This is a genomic window from Actinomycetospora flava (assembly GCF_037400335.1).
GTDB classification, from domain to species: Bacteria; Actinomycetota; Actinomycetes; order Mycobacteriales; family Pseudonocardiaceae; genus Actinomycetospora; species Actinomycetospora flava.
Window position 1 is genome coordinate 221,565 of record NZ_JBBEGM010000004.1, and the last position, 21,972, is coordinate 243,536.

Consider the following 21,972-nt stretch of genomic DNA (forward strand, 5'->3'; position numbering starts at 1 on the left):
GACAACGGGTGCCCCGGACCGCGGAGTTCCCGAACGGCGCCGATCGGACGAATCAGACGGTGTCCTGCGCAGGCTCCGGTGCGTCCGACCCGTCCCGCAGCAGCGACGCCGCCCGCGCCCGCAGGTGCACGAACGCGTGCGACTCCCGTGTGGTGATCTGGTCGCGGTCTCCCCCGAGATCCACCGCGAGGTCGGCGACGACGGCCGCCGGGCGGGGCGAGAGCACGACGACGCGGTCGGACAGGTAGATGCTCTCGTCGATGTCGTGGGTCACGAGCACCACGGTCATCGCGTACTCCCGGCGCACGCGCAGGAGCAGGTCCTCGAGGTCGGCGCGGGTCAGGGCGTCGACCGACGCGAACGGCTCGTCCATGAGCAGGAGGTCGGGGCGGCGCGCCAGCGCCCGCGCGATCGCGACCCGCTGCTGCATGCCGCCGGAGAGCTGTCCGGGCCGGCGCGCGGCGGCGTCGGCCAGACCGACCGCCTCCAGCGCCTGCGCGGTGCGGGCGCGCCGCGTGGCGCGGTCGAGGTCCGCGGGGAGCCCGAAGTCCACGTTGCGCGCCACCGTCGACCACGGCAGCAGCGACCGGCCGTAGTCCTGGAACACCACGCCCAGGCCGTCCGGCACCCCCGCCACGGGCTCGCCGCGCAGACGCACCTCACCGCGGTCCGGGGCGCGGAGCCCGGCGAGGCAGCGCAGCAGCGTCGACTTGCCGCACCCCGACGGCCCGAGCAGGCACACGACCTCGTCCCGGGCGACGCGCAGGGAGAGCCCGTCGAGCACGGTCGTCGTGTGCCCCGCCTCGCGGAAGGCCACGGCGAGATCGGTGACCTCGACCATCGGCGTCACATCGGCTCCCTTCATCCCCCGGCCGTGGTCCAGCCCAGCGCCCGGCGCTCGACGCCGAGCAGGGCCGCGTTCAGCGCGTAGCCGACGGCCCCGAGCAGGACGATCGCCGCCCACATCGCCGTGAAGTCGAAGCTCCGCTGCGCGACGACGAGCTGGTGACCGAGGCCGTTCGTGGACGCGACCAGCTCCGAGACCACCATGAGGATCAGCGCGAGCGACAGGCTCACCCGCAGGCCCGCGACGATCCGCGGCGCCGAGGCGGGCAGGATCACCCGGCGCAGGCGGCGGAGGCCGGCGACCCCGTAGACCTCCGCGGTGTCGATCGTGACCGGGTCGACGTCGCGCGCCCCGGCGGCGGTGGCGAGCAGGACCGGCCACACCGTGCCGAACACGATCGTCGCGAGCTGCATCGGCGTGCCCGCGGCGAACAGCACGAGGAAGACCGGGATCAGCACCGGCGGCGGGAGCGCGCGGGCGAACGCGAGCAGCGGCGCCAGGTACTCGGTGGCCCGCCGCGACCGGCCCAGCAGCAGGCCCACCGCGATGCCGATCACCCCGGAGACCGCCCACCCGGCGAGCACCCGGCCCACGCTGGGCAGGACGTCCGCCCAGGCACCCTCGGTGAGCACCGCCGGACCCGAGAACCACAGCGCCCACCCGGCCGCCGCGATCGCCGACGGCGGCGGGAAGAACGCGCTCCCCGCGGCGCGCGCGGCGAGCTCCCACACCACCAGGGCGAGTGCGAACACGCCCCAGCGCACCAGCGGGGACCTCGCGCCGGTCACGCCGACCCCGCCGCCGCGGCGCTCCACGGCAGCCACCGGCGTCCCGCGGCGGTGAGCGCGGCGTTGGCCGCCAGCCCGACGAGCCCGGCGACGATCGCCGCCGCCAGCACCAGGTCCATCCGGCCGCCGCCGGTGCCGGACTGCGCGATGTACTCCCCGATCCCCCGCCCGCCGCCCACCAGCAGCTCGGTGGACACGACGAGGATGAGAGCCACCGCCGCGGCGAGGCGCACGCCCGTCAGCACGAAGGGCGCCATCGACGGCAGCACGACGCGCAGCAGCGTCCGGCGCCGCCCGATCCGGAAGGCCGCCGCGGTCTCGCGCAGCAGGGGGTCGACCTCGGTGACGGCGTGCACGGTGGCGAACAGGATCGGCCAGACCGCCGCGTACACGGCCAGCGCGATCTTGCTCGTGGGGCCCTGCCCGATGAGGACGACCGCGAGCGGGATCAGGGCGACCGACGGGATCGGGCGCAGGAACTCCACGAGCGCCCGCGTCCCCGCGCGGATGCCCGGCACGCTGCCCAGCAGCACCCCGGCCGGCACCGCGATCCCGACGGCGATCCCCAGCCCGATCAGCCACGCGAGCACGGTCGCGACGACGTCGGCCCGGAACGCGGGGTCGCCGACGATCTCGACGAGGCCGGCGAGCACCGCCGAGGTCGGCGGCAGCAGGTCCGCCGGGACCAGGCCCAGGCGCCCCACGACCTCCCCGACGGCCAGGAACACGGCGAGGCCGACGAGGCCGCGCAGGACCCCACCGCTCACTGGGTGACCAGCAGCGGCTGCACGTCGAACCGGCCGGGGACCAGCGCGAACTGCTGCATGAGGTCGGCGACGCGCTGCAGGCGGGTGCCGTCGAGCGACTGCGGATAGGTCCCGAGGTTGATCAGGGTGGCGGTGGCCCGGTCGATGCGGATGTAGGTCGGGAGCACCTGCTCGACGTTGGCGCGGTCGGCCGCGGCCTGCTGGCCCCGCAGCATCGCGCGCTGGAAGGCCGCGACGGTGCGCGGGTTCTGCTGCGCGAAGGCCTCGGTGGTGCCGTAGCCGCCCAGCGGGATGTCGGCGGTCGGGCCGGACGCGGTGTCGAGGATCGGCACGGCGCCCGCGCTGCGTTCCGTCGCGGTGATGAACGGTTCGACCATCGCGGCGGCGTCGACCCGGCCGGCCGCGAGCGCCGCGGCCATGTCGGGGAACGGCACCTCGACGAACTGCACCGTGCCCGGATCGACCCCGTTGGTCTGGAGTGCCGAGCGCGCATTCAGCTCGACGATGTTGCGGAACGTGTTGACCGCGACGCGACGTCCCGCGAGATCGCGCGGGGAGCGGACCACGCCGTCGGGACGGGCGACGAGAACGAAGGTGTTCGGGCCCGCCTGATATCCGTCCGAGATCAAACGGAATCGTCCGACTCCCTGATTCTGCGCGAGGAAGAACGACACGTAGTTGCCGAACGTGACATCGAGGCTGCCGCCGACCACGGCGGGTATCGACGCCGCGCCGCCCTGGGCGACGACCGGCTCGACGGTGAGCCCTTCGTCGCGGAAGAACCCGCGTTCCTGGGCGAGGTAGAACGACGCCGTGTCGACGATGTTGAGCATGCCGACCCGGAGCGTGGGCTTCTCCGGGCCGCCCTCGGCGCCACCCTGACCCCCCGAGCTCGACCCGCCGAGCGCGCTGCACCCGGACAGGACGAGGACGGACAGAATCGTCAGTAACCGGACGGTGATCTGTCGCCGACGACTCGGACCACGATTGTTACTCCACTTGCGCACTACATCCCCCTCTTGGAGCACGAATTGTTCGATCAAATCGACGCGGGGTGCGGCGTCCGCGTGAAGAACTGTCTCGATCGGGTGTCGTGTCCGCCACGGGGAAGCTACCGTGGCTTTCGTCATCGTCACAGATAGTTGTTGTACGAGTTCCTTGTACGTTGAACGAACAGTTCCGCGAGAGCTCGAGAACACGATCCGTGCCGTGCCTGGCGACTGTGGGGGATCGTCCGTGGCCGAGAGCACCGGGAGCACCATGCCCGTCTGGAACCCGGGCCACTGGCGCGTCCGCACCAAGGTCGTCGCCGTCGTCGCGGTCCCGATCCTGCTGGTGCTGGTGCTGGCCGGGCTCACGATCCGCACCCAGCTCGCCGACCGCGACGCGCTCGCCCAGGTCGCCACCGGCACGCGGCTCACCGGGACCGTCGCCGACCTCGTCGACCGGGTGCAGGTGGAGCGCGCCGCGACCGCCGCCTGGGTCGCCGCGGGCCGCCCGCCGGACCGCTCGGGGCTCGACGTCGCCGCGGACCGGACCGACGCGGGCGTCGAGGCCCTGCGCGCCGCGGGCGACGACGCCGCCGGGCTCGACCCCGGCGTCCGCGACCGTTACGCCACCGCCCTCGCGCGCCTCGACGCGCTGCCCGCGCTGCGCGCGACCTCGGTGGCGACCCGCTACCCCGCCACCAGCGTCGTCACCGGCTACACCGGCCTGGTCGACCCCCTGCTCGCCCTCTCCCGCGACATCGCCGGCGCGGTCGGCGAGCCTGCGGTCGTCCGTCCGGCCACGAGCCTCGCGGCGCTGGGCCGGGCCAAGGAGCAGGCCGAGGTCCAGCACGCGCTGCTGCTGGTCGGGGCGATCACGCGCACGCTGCCGCCGGGCGCGAGCGACGCGCTGCGGGGGTCGGTCGCCGAGCAGGAGGCCGCCACCGCGGAGTTCGAGGCGGGCTCGAGCCCGGCCCAGGTCCAGCGGTTCGACGACACCGTCGCGGGCCCGGAGGTCGACCAGCGCACGCGCATCCTGCAGACGGCGCTCCTGCAGGACGGGACGGCCCTCGCCGTCGACCCGATCGCCTGGGACCGCGCCGCGAGCGCCACCCGCGAGCGGATGCGCACGCTGGAGAACGACCTGCAGGGCGAGCTGCGCGGCACCGCCGACGGGCTCGTGTCGTCGGCGACGACCACGGCGGTCGTCGTGATCGCCCTGGTCCTGCTCGGCGTGCTCGTCGCGGCGGCGCTCGCCGTCGTCATCGCGCGGTCGCTGGTCACGCCGCTGCAGCGCCTGCGCTGGTCCGCGCTCGACGTGGCGGAGCGGCGCCTCCCCGAGGCGGTCCGGGAGCTCGAGGACGAGGGCGTGCGCGACGGCCCGGACGCCGAGCCGCCGGAGGCCGCCGTCGAGCCGGTGCCCATCCACACCGAGGAGGAGGTCGGCGAGGTCGCCCGCGCGTTCGACAGCGTGCACCGGGAGGCCGTGCGCCTCGCCGGCGAGCAGGCCCGCCTGCGCACCAACCTCAACGCGCTGTTCGTCAACCTCTCGCGGCGCTCCCAGGGCCTGGTCGAGCGGCAGATCCTGCTCATCGACACCCTGGAGAGCCGCGAGGAGGACCCGGACGTCCTGGCCGACCTGTTCCGGCTCGACCACCTCGCCACCCGCATGCGCCGCAACGGCGAGAACCTGCTGGTCCTGGGCGGCGCGGCGCCGACCCGCGGGCCCGCCGAGCCGCTGCTGCTCGCCGACGTCGTGCGGGCCGCCGTCGGCGAGGTCGAGCACTACCAGCGCGTCGAGGTCGGCCAGGTGCCCGGCCTGCGCGTGCAGGGCGCCCCCGCCGACGACCTCACCCACCTGCTCGCCGAGCTGCTCGACAACGCCACCAGCTACTCGCCGCCGGACAGCCCGGTCACGGTCAGCGCCTCGCGGGCCCCCGACGGCGGCGCGATCGTCGAGGTCGCCGACGCCGGGCTCGGCATGGACGCCGAGGACCTCCACGACGCGAACGCCCGCCTCGAGCAGCCCGTGCTCCTCGACTCCTCGGTGCCCCGGCAGATGGGCCTGTTCGTGGTCGGCGCGCTGGCCCGCCGGCACGGGATCACCGCCCGGCTGCTCCCCGGCAGCGACGAGGGCACCACCGCGAGCGTCCACGTCCCCGCCGACGTGCTCGTCACCCACGAACGACCCCGGGTCCCGGCGCCGGCGTCGGCCTCCGACGAGCCCGACGCCGACGACCCGCTGACCGACGAGGTCCCGGTCGCGCCCGGTCCCGACGAGCCGATCTTCCAGGCGATGGTGTCGGCGTGGTTCTCCGACGGCAGCGCACCGGAGACCCCCGCTCCGGCCGCCTCCCACGGGTCCCTCTGGGACTCCGGTGCCGACGAGGGCTGGCAGGCCGTCGCCGCCCGCGCCGCCGAGCCCCCGCCCGCCGAGCACACCGCCGGCGGCCTGCCCCGGCGCCGCCGCGGTGCCGGGCTCGTGCCCGGGGGCGCGCCGGAGGCGGGCCCCGACGACATCCCCACGCCGCGGCAGACCGTCGACGCCGAGGCCCTGCGCGCTCGCATGAGCCAGTTCCAGCAGGGCGCGACCCGGGGCCGCGAGGAGCTCGACACCGACGGCTTCGAGGTGCCCGACATGCGCGCCGCGCCGTCGGACGACGAGCCGGCCACGACCTCCGGAGGCCCGCGATGAGCACCGAGACGCCCGCCCGGATGGCCTGGCTGGTCGACGACTTCGTGACGCGCGTGCCCGGCGTCGCCCACGCCGTCGTCATCTCCGCCGACGGGCTGCTGCTCACGCACTCGAGCCGCCTGCCCGACGAACGCGCCGACCAGCTGGCCGCCGTGGCCGCCGGGCTCGTCAGCCTGGCCGGCGGCGCCGCCCGGTGCTTCGACGCCGGCGAGGTCGTCCAGACCGTCGTGGAGATGGCGCAGGGCCTGGTGCTGACGATGGCCATCCGCGACGGCTCCTGCCTCGTTGTCCTGGCGACGGCCGACTGCGACCGCGGGCTCGTCGGCTACGAGATGACGCTCATGACCGCGCGCGTGGGGAAGGCCCTCACGCCCGAGGTGCGCCGGGAGCTGCGCACCACCCGCACCTCATGACGGCCGACGAGATGGCGCCAGAGGAAGCGGGTACCGGGCGGCGCGCGCCCCGGGTGCGGCCGTACACGATCACCGGCGGCCGCACCCGCACCCAGGTGACCCTCGCGATCGAGACCCTGGTGCAGACGGCGAGCGCGCTCGACGTCCCGACCACGGCCATGCCGGAGGAGCAGCGCGCGATCTGCCGGTTGTGCGTCATGCCGATCTCGGTGGCCGAGGTGTCGGCCCGGGTCGACCTGCCGCTGGGCGTCACGCGGGTGGTGCTCGACGACATGGCCCGCGGCGGCCTGGTCGTGCTGCACCTGCCGTCGGACGACCGCCCGAGCCGCGAGCTGCTGGAGAGGGTCCTCGATGGACTCCAGCGTCTCTGAGGCCCCGCGGACCGCGGCGGGCGCGGCCACCCAGTCCGCGAAGATCGTCGTCGCGGGCGGGTTCGGCGCCGGCAAGACGACCTTCGTCGGCGCCGTGTCCGAGATCGAGCCGCTCGTCACCGAGGCCGTCATGACCGAGGCGGCCCGCGAGCAGGACGCGGCCCCGCTCGCCGGCAAGACGACCACCACCGTCGCGATGGACTTCGGCCGCATCTCCCTGCCGTCGGAGCTGGTCCTGTACCTGTTCGGGACGCCCGGCCAGCAGCGCTTCTGGTTCATGTGGGACGACCTGTTCCGCGGGGCGGTCGGCGCGGTCGTCATCGCCGACACGACGCGGCTCGAGGCGTGCTTCGCGGCCACCGACTTCCTCGAGGCCCGCGGCGTGCCCCACGTCGTCGCGGTGAACCTCTTCGAGGGCGCGCGCCGCCACGACCCCGACGAGGTCCGCGAGGCGATGGATCTGCCGCCCGGGACCCCGCTGCTGACCTGTGACGCCCGACGACGCGAGTCGGCGCGGGACGTGCTCATCGCCCTGGTGCAGCACGCGCTCGTGCTCGAGCGGCGATGACGGGAGGCTGAGACCCGTGCGCGTTTCCCGACCCCGCCGCCGCTCGCCCTGGGTGACGCGGGTGCTGATCGCCCTCGACGCGGTCGTGGTCGTCGTCGGCTGGATCGCGTGGTCGGTGTCGCCGCCGCGACCCCCGCCGCTCGAGCGGCCGCCGACCCCGACGATCGACCAGTCCGCCCCCGCATCCCTGGACCGTGCGCCCACCCAGCCCACGGACGGAGGAGGCCGCCGTGCACGTTGAACGCATCGAGCTCGAGCTCGAATCACTGATCGCCCGCATGGAACGCCGTGAGCTCCATCCCCGCGGGGACACGTCCGGCCCCGGCGGTTGGGACGAGGAGCGCCAGCAACGCTTCATCGACACGATCCTGCGCGAGTGGTGCGTCCCGGAGATCCACATCGCCGCCGACCCGGCCGACCCGAACGTCGGCGAGGTCGTCCTCGACGGGGGCCAGCGGTTGCTCACGCTGCAGCGCTTCTTCCACGACGAGCTGTCGTGCTCCGGCGAGCAGGCGCCCGACCACGATGAGGTGCGCAGGCTCGACGGACTGCGCTACAGCGACCTGTCCGGCGAGGTCCGGCGTCGCGTGCGCCGCTTCCGGATGACCGTGGTCGTGCTCTCCGACTACCGCCCCGCCGAGCTGCGGGAGCTGCTCGACCGGCTGCGTCCGCCGGACGAGCCGGACATTCCGGTGCCGCAACCGCGCGCCCCTTCCCACCGGTCCCCGGTCTCGCCCGAACCGATCTACGACCAGGTGTCGGCGTGGTTCGCCGACCTCTCGGAGTTCCGGGCGCTCTCGGACGCGCCCGGCGCCTTCTCCTCACCGGCCGACGAGGGTCACGCTGCCGCCGAGGCCGCCGTCGCCCCCGACGACGCCGACCTCGCGGGTGTCACCGCGGCGGGCCTGCCGCAGCGCGAGCCCCGAGCGCTGCTCGTCCCGGGCGCGGTCCCGCCGCCCCCCGAGAGCGGGCTGAGCTTCGGGACGGCGGGGGCCTCGCCGGAGGACGTCGCCGAGAGCCTGGCGAGCTACCGCGACGGCGTCGTCCAGGGTTCCTCGCTCAACGGGGACGACCCGCCGACCGAGGCGTTCCCGCACCCGATGTTCGACGACGGCGCCGGCGTGACCAGGGGGTGGTGAGTCAGGCCGAAGCCGGGACCCCCTCGCGGGCCCGCCCCTGCGCCGTCGCCCGGTGGCGCACGAGCATCCGCCGCCCCACGAGTACCCCGCCCCCGGCGACGAGCATGGCCCCGGCGGCGACGATCCACGCCGTCGCGAACGACAGCCCGGTCGCGATGAGCCCGAAGCCGACCGGCCCGAGGCACCCGCCGGCGTAGACGCCGACCTGCACGATCGCCGTCGCCGCGGCCGGGGCGGTGGGGTTGAGGCGCACGACGGCGAACTGCAGCAGGCCCGGCCAGGACCAGCCGAGCCCGAAGCCCAGGATCGTGCCGACCACCAGGGCCACCGAGCCGGGCACCGCGAGCAGCACCACGCCCGCGGCGCCGAGGATGAGGCTGCCCGCCACCACGGCGACGTGCCCGCCGGCGCGACGGTCGGCGAGCCAGCCGTGGAGCATGCGCACGATCACGGCGACGACGCTGCCCAGCGTCAGGACCAGGCCCGCGAGCCCCGGCGCGACGCCGGAGTCGACCGCCGAGGCGACGAGGAAGATGCTCAGGCCCGTCGAGCTCGCCGCGCCCAGGCCGGCCGCGACGCCGATCACCGCGAGCGCGCCGGTCGCGCGCTCGGCGGAGCTGTCGGCGGAGCGCTCGCCCCGTCCCGACCCGCGGGGCGCCACGACCAGCGCCGCGAGCGCGAGCCCGGCGCCGATGACGTAGGCCCAGCGCCAGCCGATGGTCAGCCCGACCGTCGGGACGGCGAGCCCCGCGAGCAGGGTGGCCAGCGGGACGCACGCCTGCTTGACCCCGAACGACAGCCCGAGGCGGCCCGGTGGCATCGCGCGGGCGAGCGTGAGGTTGGTGGCGAGCTGGCCCATGACGTTCGTCCACGCCCCGACCAGCACGAGCACCACGACCCAGGTGAAGCTCTGGCCGAGGACGGCGGTCAGCAGCATCGCGACCGAGGCGCCGACCAGGCCGATGCGGCTGGTCAGGCGCGAGCCGAGCCGCTCGACCAGCTTCCCGACCGGCAGCGACACCAGCGCCGACACCCCGAAGTACGCCGACACGACCAGGCCCAGCGCGGCCGGGTCGAACCCGAGGTCGGCGCCGATCTGGACCGACAGCGCGCCCAGCAGGAACACCGGGAGGACGGTGGCGGTGGTGATCGCGACGGCTCCCGCCCCGGTCCTCAGCGCCGATTGCTCGCTCATCGTGAGCAACGCTAACCGAATTCTCCGGGCGGAGGGGATGTTCGTGACGCGCGCACCTCGTCGACCCGGAGGCTGTGGTCCCGCGGGTATGAGGCGCGGGACCACAGCCGGCAGGCCGAGCAGGCACCCTGACGGCGCTGCTCGGCCGGGTCACCCCTGGCGGGGAAGACTCAGAGCGCGCGGACCGAGTCGGCCTGCGGGCCCTTCTGGCCCTGGCTCCACTCGAAGCTGACGCGCTGGTTCTCCTCGAGGGAGCGGAAGCCGCCGCCCTCGATGGCGGAGTAGTGGACGAAGATGTCCTTGCCTCCGTCGTCAGGGGCGATGAAGCCGAACCCCTTCTCGGAGTTGAACCACTTGACCGTGCCGTCGGACATGAATCCTCATCTCGTGTGTCGGGCCGGGTGATGTCGAAATCGACTGATCCACGAGGCTCGAGCACAGCGAGGAAAAGAAGACAGCAACGGGGCGGACGCTAACACAGGCCCCCCGGCGCCCTTTTTCGCGCGGCGTCACCCGCCCGTCCGGGCTACCGTGCCGTCCACGCGCGGGTCGGCCGGCGCGCGACGCGGGAGACGGGAGCGATCGATGATCGACCCTCGGCGGCAGCACCCGGGCCTCCGCGAGCAACGTGACGCCCTGGCACGCGTCGCCACCGAGGCCGCCGAGCACCCCGTCCGGGCGGGCGAGGCGGCGTTCGCCTTCTCCCCCTACGGCGACGGCTTCCTCGCGATGGCGATCGTGGGCGTCGTCGAGCCCTCGTCCGCGGAGCGGCTCGCCGGCGCGCTGCGCGACGTGCGCGGCCTCGGCCGCCACGAGCTCGCGATCGAGCTGTCCGGGCTGGTGTGGTCGACGCCGGCGCTCGTCCGGATCCTCGGGCAGCTGCGGCTCCAGCAGCTCGCCTTCGCCGGCCGTCTCGAGCTCCACCGGCCCCCGGCGACCCTGGTGTCGACGCTGGGCGACACGTTCCCCGACGAGCTGTCGCTCCACGACCCGCGCCCTGCACTGCGGGCGGTCTGAGCGCGCGTCAGACCGCGGCGGTGCCGACGAGGCCCTTGCGGGTCACCCTCTCGGCCAGCTCCTGCTCGGTCTCCCCGCCGGTGCCGTCCGGGCGCCGCGGCAGCACCATGTAGCGCGTCTCGGCGCTCGCGTCCCACACCGTGATGCGCGTCGACGCGGGCAGCTCGAGACCGAACTCCTGCAGCACCGCCCGCGGCTCGCGGACCACCCGCGACCGGTAGGCCTCGCTCTTGTACCAGCCGGGCGACGGCCCGAGCAGCGCGATCGGGTAGCAGGAGCAGAGCGTGCAGACGATGACGTGGTGCTCGTCGGCGTCGTTGGCGACCACGTGCAGCTTCTGCTCCTGCAGCGCCCCGCCCATCGAGAACCCGAGCTCGGCGATCGCGGCGTTGCCGTCGGCGAGCAGGCGCTCCCGGAACGCCGGGTCGACCCACGCCCGCGCGACCAGAGCCGCGCCGTTCGCCGGCGTCCCGCCCGCGGCGAGGGCGTCGATGCGCTCGTCGATCTCGTCCGGCTCGAGCAGTCCGCGCTGCTCGAGCAGGGCCTCGACGTGCCGCACCTGCGCGGCGACCGGGCTGCTGGCGTGGTCGCCGCTCATGGCGTGCTCCCGTCGGGTTCGAGGTAGTCCTCCCAGAGCTCGACGACCACCGCGTGGTCACCGGCGCCGAAGAGGTCGCTCGCGGCGAAGCGCACGTGGTAGACGGCGCGCGGGTCGGACGCGAGGCCGCGGGCGCGCTCGTCGGCGAGCGGGTGGTGCCCGGCCGTCGACACGACCTCGCCGCGCGCGCCCCGGGCGTAGCGGGGCAGGCGGGTGTGGCCGGGCGGGTCGGCGATGCGGGTGCGGACCCGGTCGCCGGGGGCGTAGCGGTCAGTCACCGGTGAGCTCCCCGGGTGTCGCGACACCCTTCTCCGCGAGCAGCGTCGTGATCGCGCGGAACCACTTCTCGTAGTACGAGGAGGCGAGGTACTCCTGCGGCGGGATGCGCTCGATCGCGTCGCGGAACTCGTCGAGGTTGTAGACGCCGCGGCGCAGCAGCGCGCCGTTGAGCGCGACGACGTGGGCCTCCCAGTCGGCGTGGAACCGCGGCTCGTCGGGCTCCTCGACGATCGGTGGGAAGCCGACCATGCCGCCCACGTCGTTGATCCGGCTCACGGGGTCGTTCCTACCGCTGCGCGGCGGCCGGGACCAGGGTCGGCGGATGCTCGCCACTCTGTTCTCTCGAGGATGCCGCCGGGGCTCGCGGTCGCCCGCCGGTTGTTCCGACCGAAGGGCCCCTTCGGTCGGATAGACGGGCGAGGGGCACCCTTCGCCGGAACGCACGGGGCGCCGGTGCGCGGGCCAGAGGCACGCTCGGCAGGTCCGCGAGCGCTCGATCCTGCGCGAGGTGCCTCTCGCGAGGACGCGGGTCCCCGGCCGCGGTGATCACGGGCGACAGCATCCACCCGCGCGGGCGGATCAGGTGCACCAGGACGCCCCTGATCACCCGGACCGGCGGCCGGAGCCCCGACGACATCGCCGAGAGATCGTGACGGCGAGCCCGGACCGAGCGGCCACCGACCCGCACCCCTTGACGCCGTCGCCCGCCGGGTCCTACGAGTGAGCGGACACCACGGCGAGGAGCGCGCATGACGGGGACGTCGATCACCGGCCGGGGCATGACCCTCAGCGACATCCAGGCCCGCTGGGCGCGGACGACGCCGGAGGCGGAGTTCCTCGTCGACGCCGGCACCGGCGAGCGGCGGACCTACGCCCGCGCCGACGACCGCATCACGCGGCTCGCGAACGCCCTGGTCGCCGAGGGTGTCGAGCCCGGTGACCGGGTCGCCGTGCTCGGCCTCAACTCCGCCGACCTGCTCGAGGCCTACCTCGCCGTCCTGCGGGCGGGCGGGATCTGCGTGCCGGTCAACTTCCGGCTGGTCGCGAGGGAGGTCGCGTACGCGCTCGCCGACTCCGGCGCGGTCGTCGCGATCGCCGACACGGCCACCGCTCCCCTGCTGGCCGACGCCCTCCCCGACGCCCCCGGCGTGCGGCGCACGATCACCATCGGCGGCGACCTCGAGGACGTCCTCGCCGCCGCCGAGCCCGACCACCGCGAGCTCGCCGTCCCGGACGACGCCACCGCGTTCATCATGTACACCTCCGGCACCACCGGGGCGCCGAAGGGCGCGATGCTCACCCATCGCAACCTGTTCCTGCACGCGTTCTCGTCGACGATGCACCTCGGCGGCCCCGGCGGGCCGGGCGTCTGGCTCTCCGGCACGCCGCTGTTCCACATCGCCGGCGTCGCCGGCTTCCTCCCGTCGCTGTTCGCGGGCGGCACCACCGTCATCCCGCCCTCGACCGGCTTCGACCCCGACGCCACGCTCGCGATCCTCGAGCGCGAGCGGGTGACCGGGTGCTTCTTCGTCCCCGCACAGTGGACGGCGATCTGTGCCCGCGCCACCGCGCAGGAGCGCGATCTGAGTGCCCTGCGCAAGTGCTCCTGGGGCGCCGCGCCCGCGTCGGACACCCTGCTCCGGACGATGATCGCGACCTTCCCCGACGCCGAGATCATCACCTCGTTCGGCCAGACCGAGTGCAGCCCGGTGACCACCACCCTGCGCGGCGAGGACGCCGTGCGGAAGATCGGTTCCGTCGGCACGCCGATGATCAACGTCGAGGTCCGCGTGGTCGACGACGACATGAAGGACGTCGCGCCGGGCGAGGTCGGCGAGATCGTCTACCGCGGACCGCTGGTGATGTCGGGCTACTGGAACAAGCCCGCCGAGACCGCCGAGGCCTTCCGCGGCGGCTGGTTCCACTCGGGCGACCTGGTCCGCCAGGACCCGGACGGCTACTACTACGTCGTCGACCGCAAGAAGGACATGATCATCTCCGGCGGCGAGAACATCTACTGCGCCGAGGTCGAGAACGTCCTGGCCGGTCACCCGCAGGTCGCCGACGTCGCCCTCATCGGCGTCGCCGACCCGACCTGGGGCGAGACCCCGCTCGCGGTGATCGTGCCGACGGACCCGGACGACCCGCCCACCGCCGAGGCGATCGACGACCACTGCCGCGAGCACCTCGCCCGCTACAAGCGCCCGCGGCGCATCACGATCGTCGACGCCCTCCCCCGCAACGCCACCGGCAAGGTGCAGAAGACCGTGCTGCGCGAGCAGGCACGCTGAGGCGCGGTCAGCCCGTCTGCCTGCCCGTCGTCTCGTCGATCAGCCACTGCGCCACGTCGACGAGCTTGATGTTGGTGTCCTGCGAGCTGCGCACGAGACGCTGGAACGCCTCGTCGTCGCCGATGCCGAAGCGCTCCATGAGGATGCCCTTCGCCGTGCCGATCACCCCGCGCGACGCCACCGCCTGGTCGAGCTGGGCGACGCGCTGCGCGCCGCGGAGCGCGAGGCCGGCCTGGTTGGCGAACAGCGCGCCCAGGACGCGGTCCTCCTCCCCGAAGGCGCGCACGCGGTGGCTGAACAGGTTCAGCGAGCCCGCCCGCTTGCCCTCGCTGAAGAGCTGGAACGACAGGGAGCTGTGCACGTCGTGGTCGAGCGCGGCGCGGGCGAAGCGCGGCCAGCGCTCGAGGTGCTCCGCGAAGTCGTCGACGACGACGAGCTCCTGGTCGTAGATCGACTCCACGCACGGACCCTCGTTGTGCCGGGCCTGCACCTGGTCGAGCTGGTTCACGACGCCGTCGGTCGTCGCCAGCGAGGTGATCTTCCCGCGCCCCTCGAGCAGCAGCACCCCGGCGAGATCCGTCGCCGGTGACGTGTCGACGGCCGAGGTGAGGATGAGCTGCAGCGTCTCCTCGACGCTCGAGGTCGCCGCGAACCGCCGCCCGGTCGCGAGGAAGTCCCGCAGTCGCTGGTCCTGCTCGTTGAACACGGTGCGGGGCCTACCCGTCGTCGGCCGCCGTGTACCCCGTCCCGGTGACTACCGCAGGTTCACGGTCATGCGGACCGTCGTGCCGGCGGTGGGGTCGCTGTACACCTGCACGAGGTCGCAGAGCTGGTGCACCAGGCGCAGGCCGAAGCCGCGCCCGTCGGCCGGGCCGCACGGGTGGCGCCCGACGAGGGGGTCGGCGATCCACCCGCTGTCCTGCACCTCGCACACCACCGCGGCCGGTTCCTGCGACGGGTCCGTCCGCGTCCACAGCGTCAGCAACCCGGGCCGGCCCGTGTGCACGACGGTGTTGACCGCGACCTCGTAGGCGGCGAGGCACAGGTCGGCGACGCGATCGGGGTCGAGCCCTGCGCGCAGCGCGTGCTCGGCCACCGCGAGACGCACGGCGCGCGGGCCCGTCGGCGCGGCGAACACCAGCGTCTCGGCGAGTTCGGCGTCCTCCTCGGCCGGCGGCCCGCTCATCCACTGCGCGAACTCGGCGGGGTCCGCGTAGCGCGTGCTGCTCGAGGTGACGCCGACCTCGACGAGCACGGGGTGCGTCCGCTCGGCGTCCTCGAGGACGGCCGGGGCGAGGGCGCTCGTGTCGTAGGGGCACAGGACGGTGACCGGGCGGTCGCCGAGCGCGGCGTTGATCAGCGCCTCGTGCTGGACCGCGGCGGCGTACTCGGCGGGACTGCGGCCCGCCCAGATCGGCTCGCCGATGATGCGGGCGCGACCGGCCCCGGCGTGCTCGTCGACGAAGGCGCGCAGCACCCCGGCGATGATCCGCCCCGGGTTGCGACCCGCGACCGTCATGTCGTGGAAGACCACGTCCGTCGCGGCGGGCCCGAGCGCGTCGGCCACCAGGGCGAGCCGCGACGGGGGCGCCGCCATCATCACGGGCTCGCCCGCGTCGAGACCCTCGCGCAGGAACGGCACGGTGCCGGCGACGTAGGACGCGTCGTCGGCGTAGAAGAGGGCAGGGTGCACCAGGCCCCCGAGGTCCTGCGTGGCCGTCAGCGCTGTCACCCCCGCGCGATCGGTGTCCGTTCAGCGAGGCCATGATGCCGACCGAGGCGACGACACGCCGCATCGGCACGGCACGGACCGGTGAGCGGTACCGCCGTCCGGGTCTGCTCGTACTCCCGATGTCCTAGGCGGGCGCGATCCATGCCTCCGCTCGGGCGATGAGGTCGTCCAGCCGCCGGTACGCGTTCTGACCGCAGCAACCGAGCTCGCGGCGGGTCTCGAGCATGCGGGACACGGCGACGCCCACGTCGGCGTCGACGACGCGCACCGCGGACGGCAGCGCCCGGTCCGGATCGTGGAGCACCACCGCGGCGAGCGGAGTGTCCGGGTGGAGGGACACCCGGGTCGTCAGCATGGTCCGGCCGACGATCGGAACACGGCGAAGGCCGCCGCCGCGGATTCCGCGGCGGCGGCACGACGATCGCCCATGCTCAGCGTTCGAAGACCGCGGTGATGGTCGCCCGGGCCAGGGTGTGGCTGAACAGGTTGAACCCGAGGAACGCCGGGGAGGCGCCGCGCGGGATCCCCAGCGTCGGCACGTCGACGGCGTGCACCACGAAGTAGTAGTGGTGCACCCCGTGGCCCTCGGGGGGCGCCGCCCCGAGGTACTGGTGGATGCCGGCGTCGTTCGGGAGCGTGATCGCCCCCTGCGGCAGCCGCGAGCCGTCCGGGTCGCCCGCCCCGGCCACGAGCTCGGTGACGTCGGCCGGGATGTCGGCGACGGCCCAGTGCCAGAACCCGCTGCCGGTGGGCGCGTCGGGGTCGTAGCAGGTCACCGCGAAGCTGCGGGTGGCCGTCGGGAACCCCTGCCAGCGCAGCTGCGGGGTCCGGTCCTCCCCGCCGGGCACACCCATGATCGCGCTGGTGTGCGGCGCCGCCAGCGGGGTGCCGTCGGCGATGTCGGTGCTGGTCAGGGTGAAGGTCGGCACCTCCGGGAGGAAGGTGTACGGATCGGGCGGAGCGAGAGCGGTGGTCATCCGGGCCTCCGTCAGCTGAGGGTCTTGTTGAGCTCGGTCGCGATGAACTCCGCCTGGCGCGTCGCGAGCGCGACGATCGTCAGCGTCGGGTTCGCCGCGGCACCGGTGGTGAAGACGCTGCCGTCCGCGATGAACAGGTTCGGCACGTCGTGGGCACGCCCGTAGCGGTCGACGACGCCGTCGCGGGGCCGTTGGCTCATGCGGGCGGTGCCGAGGTTGTGGGTCGACGGGTACGGCGGCGTCTCGATCGTCTTGAGCGCCCCGACCGCCTTGTAGACCGACGCGCCCTGGCGCTGGCCGTGGGCGCGCATCGCGGCGTCGTTCGGGTGGTCGTCGAAGTGGACGTTGGCCACCGGCAGCCCGTGCTGGTCGACGGTGTCGCCGGAGAGCGTGACGCGGTTGTCCTCCCGCGGCATGTCCTCGCCGACGATCCACATGCCCGCGGTGTTGCGGTAGTTGTCGAGCAGGTCGCTGATGTGGCTGCCCCAGCGGCCGGGCGCGATGAACTTGGCCAGGAACGCGGGCCCGAGGCTGATCGTCTCCATGTAGTAGCCGCCGACGAAGCCGCGGTCGGTGTCGAGGCGCGACTCGTCGGCGATGACGCCGGCCATCGTCTCGCCGCGCCACATGCGCACCGGCTTGTCGAACTGGCCCCACACGGTGCCCGTGGTGTGGCGCATGTAGTTGCGCCCGACCTGCCCCGACGAGTTCGCCAGGCCGTCGGGGTGCTGCGCCGACCCGGAGAGCAGCAGCAGGCGCGCCGTCTCGATGGAGTTGCCGGCGACGACGACCACCGCGGCGCGCTGGCGGCGCAGCGTCCCGTTGCGGTCGATGTAGAGGACGCCGGTCGCACGGCCGGCGGCGTCGTGCTCGATCTGCGCGACGTGGCTGTCGGGCCGCAGGTCGAGGTTGCCGGTCTTCTCCGCCTTGGGCAGCTCGGCGACCAGCGTCGACCACTTCGACCCGTGCTTGTCGCCCTGGAAGTTGAAGCCGTCCTGCAGGGTCGCCGGGCGGCCGTCGTAGGGCTCGGCGTTCGTCGCGTAGGGGCCGGTCGAGTAGTAGCGGTAGCCCAGCTTCTCGGCGCCGTTGGCGAAGACCTTGTAGTTGTTGTTCGCCGGCAGCGGCGGGCGCCCGTGCCGGTGGGTGACGCCCATCTTGATCTCGGCCTTGTCGTAGTACGGCTCGAGCTCGTTCAGCGCGATCGGCCAGTCGAGCAGGCTGGTGCCGTCGAGGTCGCCGTAGGTCGAGCGCGCGGTGAACTCGTGGGCCTTGAACCGCGGGCAGGCGCCTGCCCAGTGGGTCGTCGTGCCGCCGACGGCCTTGACCAGCCACGCCGGGAGGTTCGGGAAGTCCTTGGCGACCTGCCAGCTGCCCGAGGTCGTGCGCGTGTCGCCCCACGCCATCTGAGCGAAGGCGGGCCACTCGTCCTGGTGGTAGTCGTCGCCCGTCAGGTGCGGCCCGGCCTCGAGCACCACGGTCTTGAGGCCGCGCTGACAGAGCTCGTTGGCCACGGTGCCGCCGCCGGCTCCGGAACCGACCACGACGACGACGTCGGAGTCGTCGTAGGAGAAGCGGGTCATGCCGGCACCTCTTCCTCGAACTCGATCTTGGGGTCGGGCAGCCAGTCGAGGTCGTCGAAGCCCCGGTTCACGTAGCCGCCCTGGTCGTAGGAGGGCCCCTCGTAGCCGAGCAGGTCCCACACCTCGGGGTCGCTGTAGAGGGTCACGACGGCGCTGTCGACGATCCCGGTGAGGAACGGCGACCCGTCCGCCCCGCGCAGCACGGCGCCGGCGGTCTCGACGTCGAGCTCGGCGAACGGCACCTCGCGCTGCGCGTTCAGGTCCGTGAGCCCCTGCAGCAGCTGGGCGAGGAACCGCGGGTCGGTCCCGGCCGCGGCGATCACCGCGTCGGCGGCGCGCTCGTAGGGTCCTCGCGGGAACGTGCTGTGCGGGAACGCCGCGTACACCACGTTCACCAATGTCTGGCGGTCCTGTGCGGACAACAGATTGCTTCCCACCGCACCTCGTCCTCTCTCGTGATGGCGTGCTGTGGACGAACGGGTCCCACCGGCGTCCCCGGGGGACGTCGGGAAGGGGTGTGGTGGTGTTCTCGAAGACCGCCGACTAGGTCGGCGGTGAATTCTCGGCGGGCAGACGGATGCCGTAGCGCGCGATCCTCCGGTAGATCGTGGAACGGCTCATGCCGAGCCGGCTCGCGGCTCGCGCGGGGGTCGCGCCGGGTTCGCCGAGCGCGCGGACGATCTCGTCGCGCTCGAGGGTCTCCAGGCGGGTGAGCTGGTGGTGGGTGCCCGTGAAGACCTCGGGCGGGAGGTCGCGCTCGGACACGAGGTCGGTGCGCGCCACGGCCCGGCGGACCACGTCGCGCAGCTGCGTGACGTTGCCGGGCCAGTGGTAGGCGGTGAGGACCTGCTCGGCGCCGGCGGTGAACCGGACCGCACGGTGCCGCGCCTCGCGGGCGAACCAGCGCGCGAGCGGCAGGACGTCGTCGCGCCGGTGGCGCAGCGCCGGGACCTCCACGATCGTGCCGACGAAGGGCCGCAGCTCCTCGGGGACCCCGGCGGCGTCCTCCGCGGTGAACGAGAGGTCCGCACCGGCGCGGGCCCGCACGAGCTCGGCGAGGTCGCTGGCCGCCCAGGCCGGGAGCCTGTCGACCCGCGCGACGATGACGCTGGTCCCGGGCTTGCCGAGCTCCGGGGACCACAGCGACCACCACGACGCCACGGCCTCGGGCTCCGGCGGCCGGACGTGCAGCACGCGCCGCCCGCGCGCCTGCACCCCGCCGAGCAGGGCTCCCTTGCCGGCACCGGCCTCGCCGACGACGGCGACGCCCCGGCCTGCGCGCAGGGCCGTCCGCGCGGTGTCGGCGGCGGCGCGCCACTCGGGGCCGAGGTCGTCGAGGCACGGCGCGGCGTCCTCGTCGACGCCGGTCACGGTGCGGACGCGGACCACCCGGCCGCGGCTCGCCGGCCGGGCCTCGCGCCCCTGCCCGCGGGCCAGCATCAGCGCCTCGGTGGTGCGCGCGGCCGTCCTCGCCAGCGCCAGCAGGAGGTTGTAGGACTGCTGCGACCAGGTCGTGAGGTTGACGCTGCCGACGAGGTCGCCGGACACGGGGTCCGCGACGGGCGCCGCGGCGCACGTGTAGCCCCAGAGCCGCGTGCAGTAGTGCTGGTCGGCGCGCACGAGCGTCGGCACCCGGTCCGCGAGCGCCAGCCCGAGGCCGGTGGTGCCGGTGGTGCGCTCGGAGTAGTCGAAGCCCGGGGCCAGCGAGACGCCGTCGAGGGCGCCCAGCAGGACCCGGTTGCTGCACACGCGGTTGAGGACCAGGCCGTCGGGATCGGTGAGCATGAGGCTCACGGGTTCGTCCGCGAGCGTCTCGTGCAGTTCGGTGAGGACCTGGTGGCCGGATTCGAAGAACAGGGAATGGTCGTCGACGTCGCCCGCGAACTCCGGGGCGACCGCGTCGAGCGAGACGCCGTATCCGGCGCTGCGTTTCCAGGACGCGACGAGACGGTGCGGCAGGACCGAGGGATCGCGATCACGCGAGCGCGCCAGCTGCTCGCGGTCGCACAGATCCGTCTCGGTCATCTCGGCCTTTCCCTCGCGCGTCATCGCGGTGCGGAACGCCATTGACTGTGGCAGAGACGACATCCGGGGGAAGCGCTTCCGAGTGTCAACCTGAGACGCCCCGCCGCGGGGCGGGAGTCGTCGACGAACCTCGGTGTCATGAGGTGAGGCTAACCTCACATACGGCGCCGAGATACCCCCGACTCAGACCTGCGCCCAGGTGGGGTCGCGCACCAGGTCGACCGCGACGTCGACGTCGTCGGCCAGCGGGCGGTCCTCGGTGCGGAGGTCGAGGACCTCCTCCGCGCGGGCCAGGGCCTCCTCGACCGGCACCGGCCCGTCCGAGGAGATCGGCGAGCCGTCCCGCCGTCGCAGGCGCAGGGCGCGGACGGCCGCGACGAGCTCGCAGGCCAGCACGCGGGTGTAGGCGGTCGCGACCTCCGCGGTGGCCCGGGCCGCCTGGGTCGAGAAGCTCGCGTGGTCCTCGAGCCCGCGCGACACGACCGCGCTGCCCAGGGTCACCGGCAGCGCCGCCTGGCGCAGGGCCGCGAGCGCGTCGTGGCTCATGTACTCGAGGATCATCACCCCGGAGCTGCCGGGCGGGCCGTCGGCGAGGAAGGCCCGCAGGCCGGTCTGCTCGGGCTCGACGAGGTCGCCGAGTCGGGCCGCGGAGAGCTCGGCGACGCCGTGCACGCACGCCCGGACGTGGTCGAGGGCGCCGGCCACGTAGGCGGTGTGGAAGTGCGCGTGGTGGTAGGCGTCGTCCTCGGCGACCGCGATCATGGGGTTCTCCGCCCCGGCGTTGATCTCGACGTCGAGCACGCCGTGCAGCATGTCGAGGGCGTCGATGGCCGGCCCGTTGACCTGCGGGAACGCGCGCAGACCGAACGGGTCCTGGATGCGCCGGCCCTTCGGCGGGGTGCGCTCCATGCCGAGCAGGTGGCGCATCCGCTGCGCGCACCGCACCTGGCCGGGGTGCGGGCGGGCGCGGTGCACCGGGTCGGCGTAGGCCTCGGGGCTGCCGTCGAGCGCGAGGTACGACAGGGCCGCGACCGCGTGGCTCGACGCGAGGACGACGTCGAGCGTGCCCGCCGCGATCGCCGCCTCGGCGAGGGTGACCGCGTTGCTCGACACGAACGCGAGCGCGTCACCGGCGTCGACCGTCACCGGGTGGTGGCCCGGCGGCACCGTGTCCCACGCGCCCTCCCCCGCGAGCGCCAGGGCGATCTGGGCCAGCGGCGCGAGATCGCCGGTGCCGATCGCGCCGAGACGGTGCACGACGGGCAGCGCGTCGGCAGCGACCGCGTCGGCCAGCGCGCGCACCAGCGCCGGCGACACCCCGGAGCGGCCGGCGAGGAGCTGGTTGAGCCGGATGAGCAGGGCCGCCCGCACGAGCTCGGCGTCGAGCCGGTCCCCCGCGCCGCCGGAGTGGGAGCGCAGCAGACGCAGACCGTGCCCGGCTGACTGACCAGCGTCGTCGGCGACGGCCGTCTCGTCGCGGTTGGCGCCGACGCCGGTGGTGCGCCCGTAGACGGCGCGCCGGGTGCTCAGGTCGGCGCCCAGCTTGGCGGCGCGCTCGACCCCGGCGAGCGCCGCGCGGTCGAGGTGGAGGTCGGTGGGCCCCGGCGTGCGGGCGACCGCCGCGACCATCCGCGCGGTCAGCGAGGACCCGCCGAGCCACAGCGGCGGGCGCCCCTCGAGCGGGATGTCCGTGACGGGCCGGGC

Annotated in this window: 24 protein-coding genes; 7 read left to right on the forward strand and 17 right to left on the reverse strand. The window is 74.2% G+C overall.

Annotated features, from left to right (window positions below):
- Positions 1-52: 52 nt before the first annotated feature.
- Genes WCD58_RS12825 through WCD58_RS12840 form a run of 4 tightly spaced genes read right to left on the reverse strand, consistent with a single transcriptional unit; the run spans position 53 to position 3,430 of the window.
- The gene (locus WCD58_RS12825; protein WP_337703359.1) at positions 53-865 is read right to left on the reverse strand and encodes an ABC transporter ATP-binding protein; all 813 of its coding nucleotides are present in this window, start codon (positions 863-865) and stop codon (positions 53-55) included.
- Complete coding sequence (locus WCD58_RS12830) at positions 862-1,662, reverse strand: ABC transporter permease (protein ID WP_373696221.1); 801 nt, start codon at positions 1,660-1,662, stop codon at positions 862-864. Before WCD58_RS12830 ends, WCD58_RS12825 begins: the two co-directional genes overlap by 4 nt.
- Complete coding sequence (locus WCD58_RS12835) at positions 1,632-2,402, reverse strand: ABC transporter permease (RefSeq protein ID WP_337703363.1); 771 nt, start codon at positions 2,400-2,402, stop codon at positions 1,632-1,634. The genes WCD58_RS12830 and WCD58_RS12835 overlap by 31 nt, the downstream gene beginning before the upstream one ends.
- Positions 2,399-3,430: an ABC transporter substrate-binding protein gene (locus WCD58_RS12840; RefSeq protein ID WP_373696218.1), complete on the reverse strand. Its 1,032-nt coding sequence runs from the start codon at positions 3,428-3,430 to the stop codon at positions 2,399-2,401. Before WCD58_RS12840 ends, WCD58_RS12835 begins: the two co-directional genes overlap by 4 nt.
- Before the next feature lie 208 nt (positions 3,431-3,638).
- Between WCD58_RS12840 and WCD58_RS12845 the strand changes: the two genes are divergently transcribed.
- The 5 genes from WCD58_RS12845 (at position 3,639) to WCD58_RS12865 (ending at position 8,574) form a co-directional block, all read left to right on the forward strand.
- Positions 3,639-6,083, forward strand: a complete 2,445-nt coding sequence (locus WCD58_RS12845; protein WP_337703366.1) for a sensor histidine kinase — start codon at positions 3,639-3,641, stop codon at positions 6,081-6,083.
- Entirely contained in the window at positions 6,080-6,496 is a 417-nt protein-coding gene (locus tag WCD58_RS12850; RefSeq protein WP_337703368.1) for a roadblock/LC7 domain-containing protein, read from the forward strand. Before WCD58_RS12845 ends, WCD58_RS12850 begins: the two co-directional genes overlap by 4 nt.
- Entirely contained in the window at positions 6,493-6,867 is a 375-nt protein-coding gene (locus WCD58_RS12855; protein ID WP_337703370.1) for a DUF742 domain-containing protein, read from the forward strand. The genes WCD58_RS12850 and WCD58_RS12855 overlap by 4 nt, the downstream gene beginning before the upstream one ends.
- Entirely contained in the window at positions 6,848-7,435 is a 588-nt protein-coding gene (locus WCD58_RS12860) for a GTP-binding protein (protein ID WP_337703372.1), read from the forward strand. Before WCD58_RS12855 ends, WCD58_RS12860 begins: the two co-directional genes overlap by 20 nt.
- Before the next feature lie 230 nt (positions 7,436-7,665).
- Positions 7,666-8,574 (forward strand): DUF262 domain-containing protein, encoded by a 909-nt coding sequence (locus tag WCD58_RS12865; protein WP_337703374.1) that lies wholly within the window; start codon positions 7,666-7,668, stop codon positions 8,572-8,574.
- Between the two features lies 1 nt (position 8,575).
- Here the strand turns inward: WCD58_RS12865 and WCD58_RS12870 are convergent, their stop codons facing one another.
- Together WCD58_RS12870 and WCD58_RS12875 are read right to left on the reverse strand one after the other, a co-directional pair.
- A complete protein-coding gene (locus WCD58_RS12870; RefSeq protein ID WP_337703376.1) occupies positions 8,576-9,769 on the reverse strand; it encodes an MFS transporter in 1,194 nt (397 codons plus the stop codon).
- 170 nt (positions 9,770-9,939) lie between these two features.
- A complete protein-coding gene (locus WCD58_RS12875) occupies positions 9,940-10,143 on the reverse strand; it encodes a cold-shock protein (protein ID WP_337703378.1) in 204 nt (67 codons plus the stop codon).
- A gap of 211 nt (positions 10,144-10,354) precedes the next feature.
- Between WCD58_RS12875 and WCD58_RS12880 the strand changes: the two genes are divergently transcribed.
- A complete protein-coding gene (locus WCD58_RS12880; RefSeq protein WP_337703380.1) occupies positions 10,355-10,786 on the forward strand; it encodes a hypothetical protein in 432 nt (143 codons plus the stop codon).
- Positions 10,787-10,793: 7 nt separating this feature from the next.
- On the opposite strand, the gene WCD58_RS12885 is transcribed toward WCD58_RS12880, so the two are convergent.
- Genes WCD58_RS12885 through WCD58_RS12895 form a run of 3 tightly spaced genes read right to left on the reverse strand, consistent with a single transcriptional unit; the run spans position 10,794 to position 11,939 of the window.
- A complete protein-coding gene (locus tag WCD58_RS12885) occupies positions 10,794-11,384 on the reverse strand; it encodes a nitrile hydratase subunit alpha (RefSeq protein WP_337703382.1) in 591 nt (196 codons plus the stop codon).
- The gene (locus WCD58_RS12890; RefSeq protein ID WP_337703384.1) at positions 11,381-11,662 is read right to left on the reverse strand and encodes an SH3-like domain-containing protein; all 282 of its coding nucleotides are present in this window, start codon (positions 11,660-11,662) and stop codon (positions 11,381-11,383) included. The genes WCD58_RS12885 and WCD58_RS12890 overlap by 4 nt, the downstream gene beginning before the upstream one ends.
- A complete protein-coding gene (locus WCD58_RS12895; RefSeq protein WP_337703386.1) occupies positions 11,655-11,939 on the reverse strand; it encodes a hypothetical protein in 285 nt (94 codons plus the stop codon). Before WCD58_RS12895 ends, WCD58_RS12890 begins: the two co-directional genes overlap by 8 nt.
- 473 nt (positions 11,940-12,412) lie before the next feature.
- On the opposite strand from WCD58_RS12895, the gene WCD58_RS12900 reads away from it, so the two are divergent.
- Entirely contained in the window at positions 12,413-13,954 is a 1,542-nt protein-coding gene (locus tag WCD58_RS12900) for a long-chain-fatty-acid--CoA ligase (RefSeq protein WP_337703388.1), read from the forward strand.
- Positions 13,955-13,961: 7 nt separating this feature from the next.
- On the opposite strand, the gene WCD58_RS12905 is transcribed toward WCD58_RS12900, so the two are convergent.
- The 8 genes from WCD58_RS12905 to WCD58_RS12940 all read right to left on the reverse strand — a co-directional run bounded on the left by WCD58_RS12905 (position 13,962) and on the right by WCD58_RS12940 (position 21,897).
- On the reverse strand, positions 13,962-14,660 hold the full coding sequence (locus tag WCD58_RS12905) for a GAF and ANTAR domain-containing protein (RefSeq protein ID WP_337703391.1): 699 nt from the start codon (positions 14,658-14,660) through the stop codon (positions 13,962-13,964).
- 48 nt (positions 14,661-14,708) lie between these two features.
- Positions 14,709-15,686: an anti-sigma factor RsbA family regulatory protein gene (locus tag WCD58_RS12910; protein WP_337703393.1), complete on the reverse strand. Its 978-nt coding sequence runs from the start codon at positions 15,684-15,686 to the stop codon at positions 14,709-14,711.
- Positions 15,687-15,810: 124 nt separating this feature from the next.
- Positions 15,811-16,041 carry a hypothetical protein gene (locus WCD58_RS12915; protein WP_337703395.1) on the reverse strand — a complete coding sequence of 77 codons (231 nt, stop codon included), beginning with the start codon at positions 16,039-16,041 and terminating at the stop codon, positions 15,811-15,813.
- A 76-nt stretch (positions 16,042-16,117) separates the two neighbouring features.
- Complete coding sequence (locus tag WCD58_RS12920; RefSeq protein ID WP_337703397.1) at positions 16,118-16,663, reverse strand: YbhB/YbcL family Raf kinase inhibitor-like protein; 546 nt, start codon at positions 16,661-16,663, stop codon at positions 16,118-16,120.
- An 11-nt stretch (positions 16,664-16,674) separates the two neighbouring features.
- Entirely contained in the window at positions 16,675-18,243 is a 1,569-nt protein-coding gene (locus WCD58_RS12925; protein ID WP_337703399.1) for a GMC family oxidoreductase, read from the reverse strand.
- Positions 18,240-18,638, reverse strand: a complete 399-nt coding sequence (locus tag WCD58_RS12930; protein ID WP_337703401.1) for a hypothetical protein — start codon at positions 18,636-18,638, stop codon at positions 18,240-18,242. Before WCD58_RS12930 ends, WCD58_RS12925 begins: the two co-directional genes overlap by 4 nt.
- A 148-nt stretch (positions 18,639-18,786) precedes the next feature.
- Positions 18,787-20,268, reverse strand: a complete 1,482-nt coding sequence (locus WCD58_RS12935) for an AAA-type ATPase lid domain-containing protein (protein WP_337703403.1) — start codon at positions 20,266-20,268, stop codon at positions 18,787-18,789.
- A 183-nt stretch (positions 20,269-20,451) separates the two neighbouring features.
- Positions 20,452-21,897 carry an aromatic amino acid ammonia-lyase gene (locus tag WCD58_RS12940; protein ID WP_373696222.1) on the reverse strand — a complete coding sequence of 482 codons (1,446 nt, stop codon included), beginning with the start codon at positions 21,895-21,897 and terminating at the stop codon, positions 20,452-20,454.
- Positions 21,898-21,972 lie beyond the last annotated feature (75 nt).

What these genes read in the sequence shown, in the direction of transcription:
- WCD58_RS12900 (WP_337703388.1), top strand. Translation starts at nt 12,413, where the DNA reads ATGACGGGGACGTCGATCACCGGCCGGGGCATGACCCTCAGCGACATC.
- WCD58_RS12885 (WP_337703382.1), bottom strand. Translation starts at nt 11,384, where the DNA reads ATGAGCGGCGACCACGCCAGCAGCCCGGTCGCCGCGCAGGTGCGGCAC.
- WCD58_RS12940 (WP_373696222.1), bottom strand. Translation starts at nt 21,897, where the DNA reads ATGGTCGCGGCGGTCGCCCGCACGCCGGGGCCCACCGACCTCCACCTC.
- WCD58_RS12825 (WP_337703359.1), bottom strand. Translation starts at nt 865, where the DNA reads ATGAAGGGAGCCGATGTGACGCCGATGGTCGAGGTCACCGATCTCGCC.
- WCD58_RS12870 (WP_337703376.1), bottom strand. Translation starts at nt 9,769, where the DNA reads ATGAGCGAGCAATCGGCGCTGAGGACCGGGGCGGGAGCCGTCGCGATC.
- WCD58_RS12925 (WP_337703399.1), bottom strand. Translation starts at nt 18,243, where the DNA reads ATGACCCGCTTCTCCTACGACGACTCCGACGTCGTCGTCGTGGTCGGT.
- WCD58_RS12860 (WP_337703372.1), top strand. Translation starts at nt 6,848, where the DNA reads ATGGACTCCAGCGTCTCTGAGGCCCCGCGGACCGCGGCGGGCGCGGCC.
- WCD58_RS12855 (WP_337703370.1), top strand. Translation starts at nt 6,493, where the DNA reads ATGACGGCCGACGAGATGGCGCCAGAGGAAGCGGGTACCGGGCGGCGC.
- WCD58_RS12850 (WP_337703368.1), top strand. Translation starts at nt 6,080, where the DNA reads ATGAGCACCGAGACGCCCGCCCGGATGGCCTGGCTGGTCGACGACTTC.
- WCD58_RS12875 (WP_337703378.1), bottom strand. Translation starts at nt 10,143, where the DNA reads ATGTCCGACGGCACGGTCAAGTGGTTCAACTCCGAGAAGGGGTTCGGC.
- WCD58_RS12880 (WP_337703380.1), top strand. Translation starts at nt 10,355, where the DNA reads ATGATCGACCCTCGGCGGCAGCACCCGGGCCTCCGCGAGCAACGTGAC.
- WCD58_RS12915 (WP_337703395.1), bottom strand. Translation starts at nt 16,041, where the DNA reads ATGCTGACGACCCGGGTGTCCCTCCACCCGGACACTCCGCTCGCCGCG.
- WCD58_RS12935 (WP_337703403.1), bottom strand. Translation starts at nt 20,268, where the DNA reads ATGACCGAGACGGATCTGTGCGACCGCGAGCAGCTGGCGCGCTCGCGT.
- WCD58_RS12920 (WP_337703397.1), bottom strand. Translation starts at nt 16,663, where the DNA reads ATGACCACCGCTCTCGCTCCGCCCGATCCGTACACCTTCCTCCCGGAG.